This window comes from Shewanella sp. c952, from assembly GCF_019654975.1.
Taxonomy (GTDB): Bacteria; Pseudomonadota; Gammaproteobacteria; order Enterobacterales; family Shewanellaceae; genus Shewanella.
Genome location: NZ_BPEW01000006.1, coordinates 101373 through 119617, shown reverse-complemented (window position 1 = coordinate 119617; position 18245 = coordinate 101373). Strand labels below are relative to the sequence as shown.

The window sequence follows — 18245 nt, the reverse complement described above, 5'->3', positions numbered from 1 at the left end:
TAATGAAACAGCAGCTCAAGCGAATAGGTCAAGTAATCTGTTTATCTGCGATAAACATGTTACTTGTTGCCTGTGGCCCGCAAAAGATCCCCACAGGCCTTGTCTATTGCTCCGAAGGCAATCCAGAAAGCTTTAACCCGCAAACCGTGACATCGGGAACGACTATCGATGCCACCTCGCAACAATTATATGGCACGCTAGTTGATTACGACCCCGTGACGAGCTCAATTGTTCCAGCACTTGCCACTTCTTGGTACAGCAGTGATGATGGCTTGAGTTATCGATTCAAACTGCGAAGCGGCGTTCAATTTCACCAAACTGATTACTTTACTCCAACTCGTCATTTCAATGCTGACGATATTTTATTTTCATTTAATCGCATTATTGATAGTGAAAACCCCTATCACGAGGTTGCCGCTAATGGTTACCCATTTTTCCAGAGCATCGGACTTAGTCAAACAATCAGTTACATAGAGAAAGTCGCCGATAATGAAGTCATATTTCATTTGCGCCATAGTGACGCCTCTTTCTTATCAAACCTTGCAACAGGGTTTTCGATTATTTTATCTAAAGAATATGCTGATAATTTACTCGCAAATGATAAAGCTGAAAATCTCGACAGGTACCCGATAGGTACCGGACCTTTTAAGTTAACCAAGTACGTAAAAAATGAATATATTCGTTACCACCGAAATGAACAGTTTTGGCGAAAACTCCCAGAATTTGAACACTTAGTTTTTGATATAACACCGAGAAGCACCGCTCGACTAACCAAACTCATCACCGGTGATTGTAATGTGTCAGCGCTTCCTAAAGCAGGTGAGCTGCCAGTAATTAAACAACACCCGCATTTAGAGCTAGATACCCAGCTCGGGTTTAACGTTGCATTTTGGGCTTTCAATACCCAAAAAGAACCTTTTAATGATGTAAGAGTCAGGCAAGCACTCGCGTATGCCGTAGATACACAGAATATTTTAAGAGCCGTATATCAAGAGACAGCCATTGAAGCTACAGGAATGCTGCCTCCACAGTCATGGGCATACAGCTACAATAAAAGTCGCTATGATTATAACCCACAAAAAGCTAAAGCTTTGCTCAAGCAAGCAGGTATAGATAAGTTAAATATTGATGTTTGGGCGATGCCTGTTGCCAGGATCTACAATCCAAATGCATTAAAAACAGCGGAACTGATTCAAGCCGATCTGGCAAACATAGGTGTAACTGTCAACATTGTTACTTATGACTGGAGTGTTTTTAATCAAAAACTCAGCCGTAGAGACTATGATTCAGTACTCATAGGTTGGAATGCTGATAACAGCGATCCAGATAACTTTTTCTCTCCAATGTTAAGTTGCGATGCACAACGCTCTTCCAGCAATAGAGCCCAATGGTGTAACGCAAAGATGGATGATATTTTAGCTAAAGCCAAGGCCACAACAATTACAGCCGAGCGAAAAGCACTTTATCAGCAAGCTGAAAAGCTCTTTCGTGAGCAGTTACCTATGCTACCTTTTGCTCACGCGACTCAATTAACAATTAAACAGAGAAATATCAAACAAACCCAACTCACGCCATTTGGTGGGATTTCATTTGAAAACACCATGAAAATAGTCCCTGAGGACAAACACTAATGGGCCGTTATCTACTAAGAAGGCTTAACCTATTTCTAGCGACATCTTTGGTACTCATTGCCGTGTTGTTTATCACCACGAGTTACTTTCCAGTGGATCAGCAGTACGCACTAACAGGCATAGAGTCACCCACTTTACAGCAGCAGGCGTTAAGCCGCGATGAGTTTAAACTCGACAGCAATGGCTTCAAGCAGTTTCTTGCCTACACTGAGCAGCGACTGAGCGGTAATCTTGGTCTATCTGTTACCTCACAGAAGCCCGTGATTGACGAGTTAACTCAAGTGTTACCCGCATCATTCGAACTGGCCATTGTTGCTGGATTATTGGCGATACTTCTCGGTGTTCCACTTGGGGTCTTAGCATCATTAAGTAAAAATAAAATTACTCAACACAGTATTATGGCGATTACCCTAACAGGGTATTCAATCCCTGTGTTTTGGCTAGGGCTTACCTTGTCACTTTGGTTTGGAGTGGAACTCGGCTGGTTACCTATTTCCGGGCGTATAAATCTATTATATGAGATAGAGCCGATAACTGGCTTCATGCTAATAGATACACTCTTATCAGATTCTATCTACCGCATATCTGCCTTCCTAGATGCGCTGCAACATATCGTACTGCCAGCAATTACACTTGCGGTATTACCCTTTACTGTGGTGGTAAGGATCACCCGAGCCGCAATGCTGCATATTATGAATGAACCTTACATTCGCGCTGCCGAAGCTCGTGGCCTGCATACGGGAACCATTGTATTGCGTCATGCACTTCCAAACGCATTAATCCCTGTACTTAAAAATATGGGACTGATGCTAGGCACCTTTGCCAGTTACGCAATGATTGTAGAGGTCATTTTCTCATGGCCTGGCGTTGGCAGTTGGCTGGTTTCAGGGATTTATCAACGGGACTACACGGTGATCCAAGGCGGTGTTTTAGGGGTGGCATTGATTATCATCTTTTTCAGTATCCTGATTGAGGTACTTCACAACGCCATCAACCCTATCAGCAGGAAAGAAATTTATGCCGCGAATTAGCATTTATCAGGAAGATGACATCCCATCTCCGATGCGTAAGCTCTGGCAAGCCTTTGCTGATAACCCATTTGCACTCATGGGATTATGGGCGGTAACTTGCTTATTGTTTTTGGCCATTTTCGGCCCATGGATAGCACCATTTTCACCTGAACAACAAGACCCATTAGCACTGCTGCTGCCCCCATCATGGGATGCCAGTGGTACCGTTGAGCATTTTCTCGGAACGGATGATTTAGGCCGAGATATTTTTAGCCGACTGCTTCATGGCGCACACTTAACATTTGGCATGGCGCTAGCAATCGTTATGGCTTCTCTCGTTGTAGGGTTCGTGATTGGCTCGATATCAGGCATGATGAAAGGGCTGAAGTCTTCAATATTAAGCCACTTGCTAGATGCGTTGTTATCTATCCCATCTCTGTTAATGGCTATTTTAGTGGTCGCCGTTATGGGCCCTGGCCTAAGTAATGTCTTTTGGGCTGTAGGGATCGCATTAACGCCACAATTTGTTCGGGCAATTCACCAAGCTGTGCATGAAGAACTGCAAAAAGACTATGTTACAGCTGCTAAACTTGATGGTGCAAACTCCATCCAAATATTTTGGTATGTGATTATGCCAAATGTTTGGGAAACTCTTATTATTCAAACTACCTTAGCTATTTCTGCCGCCATTTTAGATATTGCAGCGCTTGGTTTTCTCAATCTCGGCGCTCAGGCACCGAGCCCTGAATGGGGAGCGATGGTGTCCCAAGGGCTCGATAACCTACTAACAGCGCCATGGACAGTTACAATTCCGGGTGTTGCTATCCTATGTAGCGTACTTGCCATTAACCTAGTCGGTGATGGATTAAGGTCGGCGTTATCGCCGTTAAGAAACTAATATTATGCCTCTTCTCGACATTAGAAACCTCACCATTGAACTCGACACCCCTCATGGGCGAGTCAGAGCTCTTGAACGAGTCTCTTTAACCATTAACCCTGGTGAGCTACATGGTTTGGTTGGAGAGTCGGGTTCCGGACGGAGCTTATTGGCTAGAGCTATATTAGGTGTACCGGGTCATAATTGGACCATTACAGCTGATCGCATGATGTGGGATGGACAGAACTTAATGGAGATGTCCAGCAAACAACGACGCAACTTAATGGGCAGTGAGATTGCAATGATCTTTCAGGATCCAACCAGTAGTCTTGACCCCGCCATTTCTGTCGGCAGCCAAATTATTGAAGCGATGCCCATCGATAAGAGTTTACCGTTTTGGAAGCGCAGTAAAGTTCGCAGAAAAATAGCGGAGAAGTGGTTGCATAAAGTCGGTATTAAAAACACTGATAAGGTCATGGATAGCTATGCTTGGGAGCTCTCTGAAGGTGAGTGTCAAAAAGTAATGATCGCTATGGCCGTTGCTAATCAACCAAGATTATTGATTGCCGATGAACCAACAGATTCAATGGAGCTCAGTACCCAAGCACAAATTTTCCGGTTATTGAGTAAGCTAAACCAACTGCAAAATGTATCCATTTTACTAATAAGCCATGAACTTGAAACCTTGTCTGGTTGGTGTGACCAACTCACCGTTCTATACTGTGGCCAGGTGATGGAGTCAGGCCCTACAGCAGAATTATTGGCGCAGCCTTTTCACCCCTATACCGAAGCCCTAATTGAAAATGCGCCCGATTATTCTGGTGAGTTAGCCCATAAATCAATGATGCAAACATTGCCGGGCTCGGCGCCCGCTTTACAACACTTGCCCATAGGTTGTCGGTTAGGCCCTCGTTGCCCTCAAGCGCAGAAAAAGTGTGTGAGTCAACCTAGCCTATGTCATAAAAAAGATCGCTATTTCGCTTGCCATTTCCCATACCATAATGAGTCTTGTAATGACGACACCTCTTCTTAAAGTAACCAACCTGAGTAAAAGTTACTATACCGGTTATAAGCGTTTCAAGCGTCAGTATAACCAGGCATTGTCACCGATATCGTTTGAACTGAAAACCGGTGAAACACTGGCTATAGTCGGTGAAGCAGGCTCGGGTAAAAGTACCCTTGCGCGTATATTGGTTGGCGCAGAAATAAGAAGTGGTGGTGACATTTTCTTTGAAGGCGATTCACTTGATAAGCATGACTTAAAACAACGTTGTCGAATGATCAGGATGATTTTCCAAGATCCAAATACTTCATTAAATCCAAGACTAACCATTGGCGACTTGCTCGATGAGCCACTCAAGTTTAATACCGACCTCCCTGAAAGTGAAAGACGTGCATTAGTGGTCGATAAGCTTAGGAAAGTAGGTTTACTTTCAGAACATGTCGACTTTTATCCGCACATGATCTCCGAAGGACAAAAGCAACGAGTGGCGGTAGCTCGTGCATTAATGCTCGATCCGAAGATCATCATTGCTGATGAAGCACTCACCGCGTTAGATTTATCTGTTCGTGCACAGATATTAAATCTGCTACTCGAATTGCAAAAAGAGATGGGACTTTCTTACATATTTGTATCACACAATATGAATATTATTCGCCATGTCAGTGACAAAATTATGGTATTAAAAAAAGGCGAGCTCATTGAAAAAGCCACCACCGAACAACTGTTTAATGCGCCACAACACGAATACACCCAGCGCCTAATACAGGAACAAAGCCTATTTACCCGTAAGAAGTAATACCGACTAATTAAATATGCTTGTTTCTTTTAAAATCGATATTACGCATTCGTGGCCTTCTGAGAGATCCATACTGTGCATGATAAAACGCTAGATACGACTACATGCACGTAGATGCCGTCCGCTGATGCTTACAAGGCTTAGCCTCCACAGAACAATCAGATATTTGATCAGATTAGTATAACTGCTCCAACCACTGATAAAATCACACAAATTAGCGAAAATTAAGTGTCATTTGGTGTGGGTTTATTTATCCTAGATACAATTTTTTCAGAGAAATAGAAAATATGATTATCAAACCTAGAATCCGTGGCTTTATTTGTACAACAACTCACCCTGTTGGTTGTGAAGCCAATGTACTTGAACAGATCAACATTACCAAAGCTAAAGGCAAAATTGCTAATGGCCCAAAAAAGGTATTAGTTATTGGTTCTTCAAGTGGTTACGGTCTTTCTTCGCGGATCACTGCAGCATTCGGTAGTGACGCGGCCACCTTAGGTGTATTTTTTGAAAAACCAAGTTCAGAGAAAAAACCAGGAACAGCTGGTTGGTATAACTCTGCTGCATTCGACAAGTTCGCTAAAGCTGAAGGCCTATACTCAAAGAGTATTAACTGTGATGCCTTTAGCCATGAAGCTAAACAAAAGGCCATTGAACTAATTAAAGAAGACTTAGACCAAGTCGATATGGTTGTTTACTCGCTAGCTTCTCCTGTACGAAAACTTCCTGATAGCGGTGAGCTTATTCGCTCATCTTTAAAGCCAATCGGTGAGCCTTATAAAGCGACAGCTGTAGACACCAATAAAGATATCATTATTGAAGCAAGCGTTGAGCCTGCTACAGAACAAGAGATTAATGATACCGTTACAGTCATGGGCGGCGAAGATTGGGAATTATGGATGCAAGCACTCGCAGAAGCGGGCGTATTGGCTGATGGTTGTAAAACCGTTGCTTATAGCTATATTGGTACCGAACTTACATGGCCAATCTATTGGCACGGCGCACTAGGTAAAGCAAAAATGGACCTAGACCGTGCAGCACACGCATTAGATGATAAACTGTCAGCAACTGGCGGCAGCGCAAATGTAGCAGTACTGAAAAGTGTTGTTACCCAAGCAAGTTCAGCAATTCCAGTCATGCCACTGTATATTGCTATGGTATTTAAGAAGATGCGAGCTGAAGGCCTTCACGAAGGTTGTATTGAACAAATTAACCGTATGTTCAGTGAGCGTCTCTATAAAGCCGATGGTAGTGCTGCAGAAGTAGATGACAGCAATCGTCTACGTTTAGATGATTGGGAGCTTCGCGAAGAGATCCAGCAGCATTGCCGTGATATGTGGCCTCAAGTGACTTCAGAAAACCTTGCTGAACTAACAGATTACCGTGAATATAAAGAAGAGTTCTTGAAGCTGTTCGGCTTCGGTATTGAAGGCATCGATTACGAGCAAGATGTTGACCCTAATGTTGAGTTTGATGTGGTTTCTATCTAAATTTAGATAAATCCTATAGAACTGTCGAAACGTCGCTAAATGCGGCGTTTTTTTTTGCTTAAAATCAACAACACTATTTTGATCCTTCCCTACATACTGCTGTCAGATCAAAGTAAATGTTGGGGTTCACCTTCATACAACTAAGCTGACAACTACCTATAAAGGCACAGGAACAAGCCGTCATTGATCGCCCTCCCAAAAACTAGCCGCTGTATAACCTGTTCATTAAAAGTTGCTTTATATCCGCTCAGTTAAATCTAAGAATTAGTACTGATTAATACCAATTCCATTAAGGATATACTCAGTTCAGAGCTTTCTCAGAGTTTTCAATTAAAGGCGCGTTGTGGAAGAAAGGGTTACTCCCTTTTGAGACAAGTCCTGAGACGCTCACAACGTGCGGCTGATATTAAAGGCATGAGGAAATCACTTAATACAGCGCATGTGGCATTCCATATACGACTAAATGGTTTATTTTGTTCCATACAAAATAAGACATTGCGGCCCTCCTTGGCAGTCAGATTTAGGAGGTACGAGACCCAGCATGGTCGAAGATAGAATAATGCAGTAGCAATTATCGAGAGCGGAGCAGGATGCCAGAGCCGAGAATAACTATTAGCGATTACTTGTCTAAAGTGATTTTAACTGCCGCAAAATGAGCAACTCTTTAATGGAGTTGGTAGAACACCACAGACACACATCTCCTCGCTAATTGCTGTCAAATCAATAAAAGCCTTACACGGGTCAAATTTCAGGCACAAAAAAGCCGGCTATTGCCGGCTTTAATTATTGATGAAGTCGCTTATTGCTTATTCAACAACGGGGTAAAGTACTTCACCCTTAGCTTTTAAGCCTGCAATCACTGCACGGTAATCGTTTTCAGTGTATTGCGAGTTCAAACGCTGCTTTAATGCATCAATAAGGTTTGCATCGACGCCTTCAGCTGCGTTTACCTTATTGAGTACAACAACTGCGTAACCAGTAGCAAGTGCTACAGTATCAACGGTAGCTGTATCTGTAGGCTGCGTCATTGCAAATGCCTTGCTAACAACAGCGCCATCAATGTCTTGCTCAAAACGTGCTAACTTGTCTTTAACCAAGTAGCCTGCAGTTACGCCGTCAGCTTTAAATGCAGCCATTGCATCTTGTGCTTGTTGACGTGCATTTTCATTTGCTTGCTCTTGCTTTAAGCGTCCAGCAATACCGTCTCGAACTTCAGCAAGCTCCATAGTGCCAGCTGCTTTATGCGAGTTAACGCGGATAACAACAACATGATTAGCTTCAACTTCTAGCACGTCACTGTTCATGCCATCAAGTAACACATTTGAAGAGAACGCTTCTTTTAGGATAGCTGGCTTTGAAAACAGAGCTGGCGCGCTATTACGAGTGAATTCTGGCGTTGTTTTAACTTCAACACCCAGCTCTCTCGCCGCTTCAGACAAAGTATCTGGAACTTCATAGCTTGTATCTGCAAGCACTTGCTGTAACTCGTAGAACTTATCTACAGATTGTTGCTCTTGCAGTTGAGCAATGATTTTCTCTTTCACGTCAGCAAAAGGAGCTTCTGCACCAGCTTGAATATCTAGCGCCTTGATAATGTGGTAACCAAAGTTAGTCTTAACCACATTTGAGTAGCTACCTTTATCTAATGCAAATAGCGCAGCATCAAACTCAGGCTCCATGACGCCAGCTTCGAACCAATCTAGCTGTCCGCCCAGCTCGCCGCTAAATGTGTCTTGCGACTCAGCTTTAGCAAGTGCTGCGAAATCTTCACCATTTTGTAGCTTTTGGTAAATAGCTTCAGCTTTCTCTTCGGCATTATCATCGTCTAGACCAATAAGAATATGTGCAGCTAAACGCTTTTCAGGCTGTAAATATTGAACTTTGTTTTCGTCGTAGTACGCTTGAGCATCAGCTTCAGTCACTGTGACATCTGCTGCTAACTGCTTAGCATCAAGTTCAATATAGTTGAGACTTACTATCTCAGGTCTTACAAATTGACCAAGATTAGAGTTGTAATAAGTCTGGATCTGCTCGTCAGTCACACTCGCCGCAGCAAGGAACGGGGTAGAGTCGATAACCAAATAATTAATGTCGCGAGTTTGCCCTTGGATATTAGCCAAATATTCAGCTTCACCTGGTAACACAAATTCTGAGCCGACTAAAGTTGCGACTAACTGACGACGGGTCATATCAACACGCATCATGTCTCTGAATGAATTGGCTTGGTAACCCAATTGACGCAAAATAGCTTGATAACGATCGTTATCAAATCTACCGTCAGTTTGGAATGCAGGTTCCTGCATAATCGCAGTGCGGATCTGTTCATCAGATACACGAAGTCCAAGCTCAGCAGCATTTTGATCAAGTAACTTTTCAGCCACAAGACGCTCTAATACACTTTGCTTAACGCTTTGCATATAGTTGTCGTCGGCCGATAAAGTCGAGAACATGTCACCGAGCTGTTGCTCAAGACGACCACGTTCATTCTCATATGCTTGTTCTAACGCTGAGTTGCTGATCTCTTCACCATTTACGGTAGCAGCTGCAACCTCAGTTGAAGAACCTAAATAACTACTCACGCCCGTAAATGCAAATGAAAGTATCACTAAGACTAAAATGCTCTTTGCAATTACGCCTTGCGACCCTTCACGAATCTTTTCTAACATCAGACTTCTCGCTGGTTGCGATTAATAAAATAAAAAGGCGCATCACTCGTTGGATGCGCCTTTTTGTAATTTAATAGTAAAGAGACCTACGTCTCTTTACTCTTTTGACTATCACTAAGTAAATACTTAGCCATTGTCTTTTTATTCGTAAAAGCACTATCAAATAGTGCTTTATACAATAACCTTACAAAAGCTGCAGTTAACGAATTTCTTAGTTAACAGCGTCTTTGAGCGCTTTACCAGCTTTGAATGCTGGAATGTTTGCTGCAGCGATCTTGATCTCTTTACCCGTTTGAGGGTTACGACCAGTGCGCTCTGCACGTTGACGCACTTCGAAAGTACCGAAACCAACAAGAGCAATCTTATCGCCTTCTTTTAGGCCGTCAGTAACAGCGCCGATGAAAGAATCTAATGCACGGCCAGCAGCGGCTTTAGAAATGTCAGCACCAGAAGCGATTTTCTCGATTAGTTCAGATTTGTTCATGTCATCCCCTTGAATGTAATTTTTGTACCGCACCCAAATCCATGTCTAGAGCGGTCTGCGGAGGCTTTTTATAACAAGCTTGGAACCAAAGTTCAAGCCTTATAGGAAAACCAAATAAATATTTTAGGATACTGCTCAAAACCAGTCACTCCAAGGGCTGGAGCGACTGACTCTCCACTGACTTAGGCTACCACAGCTAGGGGCTTTGGTAAGCCCCTTTTTACACTTTTTTTGTGCAATACTGCAATTTATTGCGTTAGCCCACGTTTTCCACTACTTCGAAGCCTTCAACCGGGCGTTCTAACGCGTGTTTCAGGACTTCTTCAACCCATTTCACTGGATAAATTTTCAAGTCAGCGATTACATTTGCTGGGATCTCTTCCAAATCTCGTTCATTTTCCTTTGGAATTAGAACGACTTTGGTTCCACCACGATGGGCAGCAAGCAATTTTTCCTTTAAACCGCCGATAGGTAGCACTTCACCACGAAGTGTGATTTCACCGGTCATGGCTACATCGGCTCGAACAGGGTTACCCGTTAAACTAGACACTAGCGCCGTGCACATAGCAGCACCTGCAGAAGGCCCATCTTTTGGCGTCGCTCCTTCAGGAACATGCACATGAATGTCGCGCTTTTCATAAAAATCTGGGTTAATACCCATCTGCTCAGCACGAGCGCGAACAACCGTCATTGCCGCTTGAATCGACTCTTGCATTACATCACCAAGAGAACCGGTATAGGACAGCTTACCTTTACCCGGTACAGACGTTGCTTCAATCGTTAGCAAATCGCCACCAACCTCAGTCCATGCCAGACCTGTTACTTGGCCAATCTGGTTGTTTGACTCTGCTTTACCATAGTCACAACGCTGCACACCCAAGAATGACTTGAGGTTGTCTTGATTCACCTCAACATGCTTAATACTCTTATCAAGCAAGATCTGTTTAACAACTTTACGACAGATTTTTGAAAGTTCACGTTCAAGCGCACGCACACCCGCTTCACGTGTGTAGTAGCGAATAATGCCAATGATGGCGCTATCGTCAACTGTCACTTCTTTCGTTTTTAGTCCGTTACGTTCAATCTGCTTTGGCAACAAGTGCTGCTTGGCAATATTCAGTTTTTCATCTTCGGTATAACCCGACAAACGAATCACTTCCATACGGTCTAAAAGAGGCCCAGGTATGTTCATTGAATTCGATGTAGCAACAAACATTACATCAGACAGGTCATAATCGACCTCCATGTAATGGTCACTAAATGTCGCATTTTGCTCTGGATCAAGGACTTCAAGTAATGCCGATGCTGGATCGCCACGCATGTCGCTACTCATCTTGTCGATTTCATCAAGCAAGAACAGTGGATTTTTCACACCCACTTTTGACATTTTTTGAATCACTTTACCTGGCATTGAACCGATATAAGTACGGCGATGACCACGAATTTCAGCTTCATCTCTAACACCACCAAGAGCAACTCGCACGTACTTACGCCCTGTTGCTTTGGCGATAGATTGCCCTAAAGATGTTTTACCAACACCTGGAGGTCCAACTAAACAAAGAATTGGTCCTTTTAGCTGCTTAACTCGGCTTTGAACTGCTAGGTATTCTAAAATGCGTTCTTTAACTTTCTCAAGACCAAAATGGTCCGTATCAAGTACATCTTGCGCCTTGGCTAAATCACGTTTAATTTTTGAGCGCTTATGCCACGGGACGGATACCATCCACTCGACATAACTTCTTACCACTGTCGCCTCAGCTGACATTGGTGACATCATCTTTAACTTGTTGAGTTCAGCTTTCGCTTTTTCCTGAGCTTCCTCAGGCATCTTGGCTTCTTCTATCTTTTTCGCCAAGCTTTCAAACTCGTCGTGAGACTCGTCAATATCACCCAGTTCTTTTTGAATAGCTTTCATTTGCTCATTCAAATAGTACTCGCGCTGACTTTTTTCCATCTGTTTTTTAACGCGACCACGAATACGCTTCTCAACTTGTAATAAGTCGATTTCAGATTCCATCATCGCCATCAAATACTCGATGCGCTCTCCCACATCAACCATCTCAAGCACAGATTGTTTATCTTCTAGCTTGAGTGGCATATGCGCTGCCATAGTATCGGCTAGGCGTGCAGCCTCATCAATGCCAGACAAAGATGTCAGCACTTCAGGTGGGATCTTCTTGTTTAACTTGATATAACCTTCAAACTGACCCACTGCTGAGCGAACAAGCACCTCTTCCTCTTTTTCTGTAAGAGGCTCTGACTCTAGATAATGAGCCGTAGCTTGGAAGATATCATCCTGTTCAGAGTAGTTATCAATGCGCGCACGTTGACCCCCTTCGACCAGCACTTTTACGGTGCCGTCAGGGAGTTTTAAAAGTTGCAGGATTGAAGCTACTGTACCAACGTCGAAAATATCGTCGCTGCTTGGGTCATCGAGTTCAGCATCACGCTGAGCGACCAAAATAATTTGCTTGCCTTGATCCATTGCTTTTTCTAAGCAACGAATGGACTTTTCTCGTCCTACGAATAACGGAATTACCATATGAGGATAAACCACCACATCTCTCAGTGGCAGTACGGGTAGTTCGATTCGCGTATCACGCTCTTGAGTCATAGCTCGATTCCGTTTTATATGAATACTTAAGAGTATATTGGGATGATTCGATAGGTTTCAATGGCGAATAACAATTAAATAATAAACTGCACAAAAAAGGAGCCATAAAGGCTCCTTTTCGATACGCTGATGCTATTTAAGCAATGACTTATTCAGCCGTTGCCGTTTGAGCTTCATTTGTCGCGTAGATAAGTATAGGTGTTGATTCGCCTTTCACGACCGACTCATCGACAACCACTTTAACCACATCATCTGTTGACGGTAAGTCATACATGATATCGAGTAAAATGCCTTCAACGATAGAGCGTAAACCACGAGCACCGGTTTTACGGGTCTGTGCTTTAAGAGCAATCGCTTTAAGTGCATCTTCTCTAAACTCTAGCTCAACATCTTCCATTTCAAACAAAGCAGCAAACTGCTTTGTTATCGCATTTTTAGGCTCAGAAAGAATTTGAATAAGTGCAGCATCATCAAGTTCAGCTAACGTAGCTAGAACAGGAAGACGACCAATAAACTCTGGAATTAGACCAAACTTCACCAGATCTTCAGGCTCTACTTGCAATAACGTGTCTGAAATTGTCGCTTTGTCAGCTTCGCCTTTAACTTCAGCGCCAAAACCAATACCAGTACCCACATGAGAACGTTGTTCAATCACTTTCTCTAGGCCTGCAAAGGCACCACCACAGACGAACAGGATTTTAGAGGTATCTACCTGTAAAAACTCCTGCTGTGGATGCTTACGGCCGCCTTGAGGTGGAACCGCAGCAACAGTACCTTCGATAAGTTTAAGCAAAGCTTGTTGAACGCCTTCACCAGAAACATCACGAGTAATTGATGGATTGTCAGACTTACGACTGATTTTATCAATTTCATCGATATAGACGATTCCGCGCTGGGCTTTCTCTACATCGTAGTCGCACTTTTGCAATAATTTTTGAATGATGTTCTCGACATCTTCACCCACATAACCCGCTTCAGTTAGCGTAGTTGCATCGGCCATTGTAAACGGTACATTCAAGAAACGAGCAAGCGTCTCTGCAAGTAATGTTTTACCACTACCTGTTGGACCAATCAGCAAGATATTACTCTTACCCAGCTCAACCCCATCTTTAGGACTGGCATTTTTAAGACGTTTGTAATGGTTATATACCGCTACAGATAACACCTTTTTAGCTTTGTCTTGGCCAATAACATAATCGTCCAAGTGCGCTCGTAATTCATGCGGTGTTGGCAACTTGTCTTGATCTTGCTTAGGAGAGATCTCTTTGATCTCTTCTCTAATAATGTCGTTACAGAGTTCTACACATTCATCGCAAACATATACAGAAGGTCCAGCAATAAGTTTTCTTACTTCATGCTGGCTCTTTCCACAAAAAGAGCAGTACAGCAGTTTGCCGCCGTCACCTTTGTTCTCGCTCATTACCTTACCTCTGTTTGCAGCCTATCGGCTGCAGAATTCTTTATTTCACTACTTTACTCAGCATAGCTCAGCAGAAAGTAAAAATCAGCCTCGTTTTGCTAAAACTGAATCAACTAGCCCGTATTCAGCTGCTTCGTCAGCACTCATAAAGTTATCGCGGTCAGTATCACGCTCAATAACTTCAAGTGGCTGACCAGTATGTTCTGCCAACATAGTGTTTAATTTGTTCTTTATGCCTAAGATCTCTTGCGCATGAATGGCAATATCTGATGCTTGACCTTGGAACCCACCTAATGGTTGATGGATCATAACACGTGAATTAGGTAAACAATGACGTTTTCCTTCAGCTCCACCTGCTAGTAAGAATGCGCCCATGCTTGCCGCTTGGCCGATACAAACTGTACTTACGTTTGGCTTGATAAACTGCATAGTGTCGTAAATAGCCATACCCGCTGTAACTGAACCACCTGGCGAGTTGATGTATAGGTAGATATCCTTATCTGGGCTTTCAGACTCCAAAAACAGTAACTGAGCCACGATAAGGTTCGCCATATGCTCTTCAACTTGACCAACTAAAAAGATCACTCGCTCTTTTAAAAGACGAGAATAGATATCGTATGAGCGTTCACCTTTAGCTGTTTGTTCAACAACCATAGGCACAAGTGCATTAAGTACTGATTCTGGTGCTTTGTGCATGATTAACTTCCCTAAATAAAAATGGCTCGCATGAGGAACCTCATACGAGCCATTATAAATGGCTAATAGCCATTTAAGTCAAGCGATCGTTATGCGCGACCGGTAGCCTTGTTCATAAATTCTTCAAAATTGACTTCTTTTTCAGTCAAAGTTGCAGTTTTAAGTAACTCTTCTACTGCTTGCTCTTCAAGTGCAACGTTACGCATGTTTTGCATAAGCTCTTCGTTACCATTGTAGTAAGCAACAACTTCACTTGGATCTTCGTATGCAGACGCCATTGAAGCGATTAAACCTTGAACACGTTCGTCTTCAGCTTTAAGTTCGCTAGTCTTGATAACTTCACCAAGTAGCAAACCAACTTTAACGCGACGCTCAGCTTGTTCAGTGAACAAGTCAGCTGGCAGTTCAGGCATGCTTGCAGCTTGATCACCAAAACGTTGCATAGCTTGCTTACGCAATACTTCTACTTCGCCTTCGATCAATGCTTTTGGTAGTTCCAAAGCATTTTGCTCAACTAAGCCGTTAAGAACTTGCTCTTTAACATTCGCCTTAAGCGCTTGCTCAAGTTCACGACCCATGTTCTTGCTGATTTCAGCACGTAACGCGTCGATTCCGCCTTCGTTAACACCAAACAGTGTTGCGAACTCGTCATTAACTTCAGGAAGGTCAGCGCCTTGAACTTCAGTCAAAGTAATAACAAACTTAGCTGCTTTACCCTTCAAGTTCTCTGCGTGGTAATCTTCAGGGAAAGTCACTTCGATTTCGAACTCTTCACCGGCTTTATGGCCTTCAACACCAGATTCGAAACCTGGGATCATACGGCCGCTGCCTAGTTGTAGTTCGAAGTCATCAGCTTTTCCGCCTTCAAACTCTTCACCGTCAACTGAACCAACGAAGTTGATTTTAGCTTTGTCGCCTTCAGCGGCAGCGCGCTCAACAACTTCAAAAGAAGCGTGTTGGTTACGTAGCGTTTCAATCATTGCGTCAACATCAGCTTCAGTTACTTCAGCTTTAGGTTGCTCAACAGCAATTGACTCTAGACCTTTAAGCTCTACTTCTGGGTAGATTTCAAAAGTAGCTACAAACTCAAAGCTCTCGCCTTCAGCAGCACCAGGAGTTAAAGTTGGTGCACCCGCTGGGTTCAACTTTTCAGCAATGATAGCTTCAACAAAGTTGCGCTGCATCACTTCACCAGTGATATCTTGACGAATAGCTTTACCATAACGCTTATTAATAACGCTTACAGGTACTTTTCCTGGACGGAAACCTGGGATACGAGCACGCTTAGCTTCACTTTTTAATGCTTCTTTAACTGTATTTTCGATCTGCTCAGCAGGTACCGAAATAGTTAGGCGACGCTCTAGGCCTTGTGTGGTTTCTACAGAAACTTGCATTTTTTTACCTCGAAATATGTCTATCGTCCTTTGTAATAGTCGAAATTTCAACTATTAAGGTATTCGTTTCTTGACTCGTAAATTTAACCAAAATGCCCATAAACGCTGACGTTCGGCACTGGTCACTCTTAGTTGATAATGTTCAAGACGCGACATTATAGCTATCGAATGCGCTGGAGTCGAGCCTCAAAGCATGATTTACAGACGTAAAAAAAGCGACCTAGGGTCGCTTTTTGAACTTCTTTACAGAATGAGTGGGGTGACTGATGGGGCTCGAACCCACGACAACCGGAATCACAATCCGGGGCTCTACCAACTGAGCTACAATCACCACAAAAATGGTACGCCCGGCAGGATTCGAACCTGCGGCCACCCGCTTAGAAGGCGGGTGCTCTATCCAACTGAGCTACGGGCGCTCGGCAATGAAATAATTTCATTTCCTGAACTGGGCAACTAACGTTCCACGTTAGCTTAAAAATGTGGTCGGTGATAGAGGATTCGAACCTCTGACCCTCTGGTCCCAAACCAGATGCGCTACCGGGCTGCGCTAATCACCGAAATTGAAACTTAGTGAAAATACATATTTGGGAAATATTTTCAGTTTCTGTTTCCAACGAGCTGACTCGTTGAGAACGGAGCGCATAGTAGCCCCTAGCCTAAAAGTCGTCAACGACTTTTTTAAAAAAATCATTTGCCTGCCTATTTTACACGCTATAGAACCATTCGTTGATGTCTTCCTAAACAATGTGTTCAACATAACATCAATTCGCTCCACAAGTTAATATAGCGGTTTATCAAGCAGAGGCGACTTCTAATCCTTAAATTTATTTCAATTATGCTTTTAATTTGTGGCGTAACGATAAAACCATCGTCATCTAACGAGATTAGACCAATCAAGTCATCCTTGCGAAATAGGTCGACTCGTCTAAATATCAGCTCACTGTGGTCTCAATTAATCAATTAAAACCAACAATAACCATTAGTTTTACCAACTATCGCTTGGACCCCATTTTAATCAGCGGTGCAATTTTATTAGCTGCCTAAAAATGCATACTTTCTACAACTTACAACTAAGTCATTATCCGTATTTAAGAACTGATTGTTAGCAACCTAAATCAATGACACCTCGGACATGTCCTGTTAAAATGTCGCCGTTTTCCATTATCGTGCCGTATAAAGGACACCTTGCCCCATGACCGCTCAAAACATCGATGGTAAAGCTATCGCTCAAGCCATTCGAACTAAGCTCAAAGACAAAGTCACCGCCCGTAAAGAGGCTGGTCAAAGAGTACCAGGTTTAGCTGTAATTCTCGTTGGAGCGGATCCTGCTTCACAAGTGTACGTAGGCAGCAAACGCAGAGCATGTGAAGAGTTAGGCTTTATTTCACGCTCTTACGACTTAGACAGTTCAACCTCAGAAGACGCCCTGCTATCTCTCATTGATGAATGCAATGAAGATCAGAGTATTGATGGTATTTTGGTTCAGCTTCCACTGCCAGAGCATATTGAAGAGTCAAAGGTTATCGAGCGCATCCGCCCTGATAAAGATGTCGACGGCTTCCACCCATATAACGTCGGTCGACTCGCTCAACGTATTCCAGTACTGCGTTCATGCACACCAATGGGCATTATGACTCTTATTCAGTCGACAGGTGTCGATACCTATGGTTTAGATGCGGTGGTGGTTGGTGCATCAAATATCGTCGGTCGTCCTATGTCATTAGAGCTACTTCTCGCTGGTTGCACGACAACAACCTGTCATCGCTTCACTCGTAATCTTGAGCAAAAGGTAAGACAAGCAGATTTAGTTGTAGTTGCTGTCGGCAAGCCTGGATTTATTCCTGGTGAGTGGATTAAGCCTGGCGCGATTGTTATAGATGTGGGCATTAACCGTCTAGAAAACGGTAAGCTCGTTGGTGATATTCAATTTGAGAAAGCGGCAGAAAATGCAAGCTTCATCACGCCAGTACCAGGTGGTGTTGGTCCAATGACGATTGCTAGCTTGTTAGAGAATACACTTTACGCCTGTGAGCAATATCACGACCACGACTGATGCCTTGCTAGGTGTATAAATGTTCCAGACCTGATATCTCAAAAATGACCACACCTTTCCATCCATGGGGTGTGGCATAAATGTTCCAGACATAAAAAAGCCTGCATCAGC

At 43.3% G+C, this 18245-nt stretch carries 13 protein-coding genes and 3 tRNA genes; 7 read left to right on the top strand and 9 right to left on the bottom strand.

Translation table 11 applies throughout. The features are described 5' to 3' along the window. Window positions 1–2: 2 nt before the first annotated feature. The 6 genes from K5R16_RS06650 (at window position 3) to fabV (ending at window position 6807) form a co-directional block, all read left to right on the top strand. Entirely contained in the window at window positions 3–1631 is a 1629-nt protein-coding gene (locus K5R16_RS06650) for an ABC transporter substrate-binding protein (RefSeq protein ID WP_220736748.1), read from the top strand. Continuing rightward, window positions 1631–2662: an ABC transporter permease subunit gene (locus K5R16_RS06645; protein ID WP_220736747.1), complete on the top strand. Its 1032-nt coding sequence runs from the start codon at window positions 1631–1633 to the stop codon at window positions 2660–2662. The genes K5R16_RS06650 and K5R16_RS06645 overlap by 1 nt, the downstream gene beginning before the upstream one ends. Continuing rightward, window positions 2649–3539, top strand: coding sequence for an ABC transporter permease subunit (locus tag K5R16_RS06640; RefSeq protein WP_220736746.1), 891 nt, complete (start codon window positions 2649–2651; stop codon window positions 3537–3539). The genes K5R16_RS06645 and K5R16_RS06640 overlap by 14 nt, the downstream gene beginning before the upstream one ends. 4 nt (window positions 3540–3543) lie before the next feature. Further along, window positions 3544–4551, top strand: a complete 1008-nt coding sequence (locus K5R16_RS06635) for an oligopeptide/dipeptide ABC transporter ATP-binding protein (RefSeq protein WP_220736745.1) — start codon at window positions 3544–3546, stop codon at window positions 4549–4551. Then, window positions 4532–5317, top strand: coding sequence for an ATP-binding cassette domain-containing protein (locus K5R16_RS06630; protein ID WP_220736744.1), 786 nt, complete (start codon window positions 4532–4534; stop codon window positions 5315–5317). The genes K5R16_RS06635 and K5R16_RS06630 overlap by 20 nt, the downstream gene beginning before the upstream one ends. A 287-nt stretch (window positions 5318–5604) precedes the next feature. Beyond that, window positions 5605–6807, top strand: coding sequence for an enoyl-ACP reductase FabV (gene fabV / locus K5R16_RS06625; RefSeq protein ID WP_220736743.1), 1203 nt, complete (start codon window positions 5605–5607; stop codon window positions 6805–6807). Window positions 6808–7613: 806 nt separating this feature from the next. On the opposite strand, the gene K5R16_RS06620 is transcribed toward fabV, so the two are convergent. From K5R16_RS06620 to K5R16_RS06580, 9 genes are all read right to left on the bottom strand, one after another. Further along, a complete protein-coding gene (locus K5R16_RS06620; RefSeq protein ID WP_220736742.1) occupies window positions 7614–9473 on the bottom strand; it encodes a SurA N-terminal domain-containing protein in 1860 nt (619 codons plus the stop codon). 211 nt (window positions 9474–9684) lie between these two features. Beyond that, entirely contained in the window at window positions 9685–9972 is a 288-nt protein-coding gene (gene hupB, locus K5R16_RS06615) for a nucleoid-associated protein HU-beta (RefSeq protein WP_220736800.1), read from the bottom strand. 241 nt (window positions 9973–10213) lie between these two features. Continuing rightward, window positions 10214–12571, bottom strand: a complete 2358-nt coding sequence (lon, locus tag K5R16_RS06610) for an endopeptidase La (RefSeq protein ID WP_220736741.1) — start codon at window positions 12569–12571, stop codon at window positions 10214–10216. Between the two features lie 148 nt (window positions 12572–12719). Then, complete coding sequence (clpX, locus tag K5R16_RS06605; RefSeq protein ID WP_020913314.1) at window positions 12720–13991, bottom strand: ATP-dependent protease ATP-binding subunit ClpX; 1272 nt, start codon at window positions 13989–13991, stop codon at window positions 12720–12722. Between the two features lie 84 nt (window positions 13992–14075). Continuing rightward, a complete protein-coding gene (gene clpP / locus K5R16_RS06600; protein WP_220736740.1) occupies window positions 14076–14687 on the bottom strand; it encodes an ATP-dependent Clp endopeptidase proteolytic subunit ClpP in 612 nt (203 codons plus the stop codon). A gap of 89 nt (window positions 14688–14776) precedes the next feature. Then, on the bottom strand, window positions 14777–16081 hold the full coding sequence (gene tig, locus K5R16_RS06595) for a trigger factor (protein ID WP_220736739.1): 1305 nt from the start codon (window positions 16079–16081) through the stop codon (window positions 14777–14779). Window positions 16082–16336: 255 nt separating this feature from the next. Beyond that, window positions 16337–16412, bottom strand: a tRNA-His gene (locus K5R16_RS06590). Between the two features lie 8 nt (window positions 16413–16420). After that, window positions 16421–16497 (bottom strand) — tRNA-Arg (locus K5R16_RS06585). Window positions 16498–16561: 64 nt separating this feature from the next. Beyond that, window positions 16562–16638 (bottom strand) — tRNA-Pro (locus tag K5R16_RS06580). Between the two features lie 635 nt (window positions 16639–17273). On the opposite strand from K5R16_RS06580, the gene folD reads away from it, so the two are divergent. Further along, window positions 17274–18134: a bifunctional methylenetetrahydrofolate dehydrogenase/methenyltetrahydrofolate cyclohydrolase FolD gene (folD, locus tag K5R16_RS06575; protein WP_220736738.1), complete on the top strand. Its 861-nt coding sequence runs from the start codon at window positions 17274–17276 to the stop codon at window positions 18132–18134. Window positions 18135–18245: the final 111 nt, after the last annotated feature.

Bases quoted from the DNA above. Each gene is read 5' to 3' on its own strand.
- K5R16_RS06650 (WP_220736748.1), top strand. From the start codon at position 3: ATGAAACAGCAGCTCAAGCGAATAGGTCAAGTAATCTGTTTATCTGCG.
- K5R16_RS06645 (WP_220736747.1), top strand. From the start codon at position 1,631: ATGGGCCGTTATCTACTAAGAAGGCTTAACCTATTTCTAGCGACATCT.
- K5R16_RS06640 (WP_220736746.1), top strand. From the start codon at position 2,649: ATGCCGCGAATTAGCATTTATCAGGAAGATGACATCCCATCTCCGATG.
- K5R16_RS06635 (WP_220736745.1), top strand. From the start codon at position 3,544: ATGCCTCTTCTCGACATTAGAAACCTCACCATTGAACTCGACACCCCT.
- K5R16_RS06630 (WP_220736744.1), top strand. From the start codon at position 4,532: ATGACGACACCTCTTCTTAAAGTAACCAACCTGAGTAAAAGTTACTAT.
- fabV (WP_220736743.1), top strand. From the start codon at position 5,605: ATGATTATCAAACCTAGAATCCGTGGCTTTATTTGTACAACAACTCAC.
- K5R16_RS06620 (WP_220736742.1), bottom strand. From the start codon at position 9,473: ATGTTAGAAAAGATTCGTGAAGGGTCGCAAGGCGTAATTGCAAAGAGC.
- lon (WP_220736741.1), bottom strand. From the start codon at position 12,571: ATGACTCAAGAGCGTGATACGCGAATCGAACTACCCGTACTGCCACTG.
- clpX (WP_020913314.1), bottom strand. From the start codon at position 13,991: ATGAGCGAGAACAAAGGTGACGGCGGCAAACTGCTGTACTGCTCTTTT.
- clpP (WP_220736740.1), bottom strand. From the start codon at position 14,687: ATGCACAAAGCACCAGAATCAGTACTTAATGCACTTGTGCCTATGGTT.
- tig (WP_220736739.1), bottom strand. From the start codon at position 16,081: ATGCAAGTTTCTGTAGAAACCACACAAGGCCTAGAGCGTCGCCTAACT.
- folD (WP_220736738.1), top strand. From the start codon at position 17,274: ATGACCGCTCAAAACATCGATGGTAAAGCTATCGCTCAAGCCATTCGA.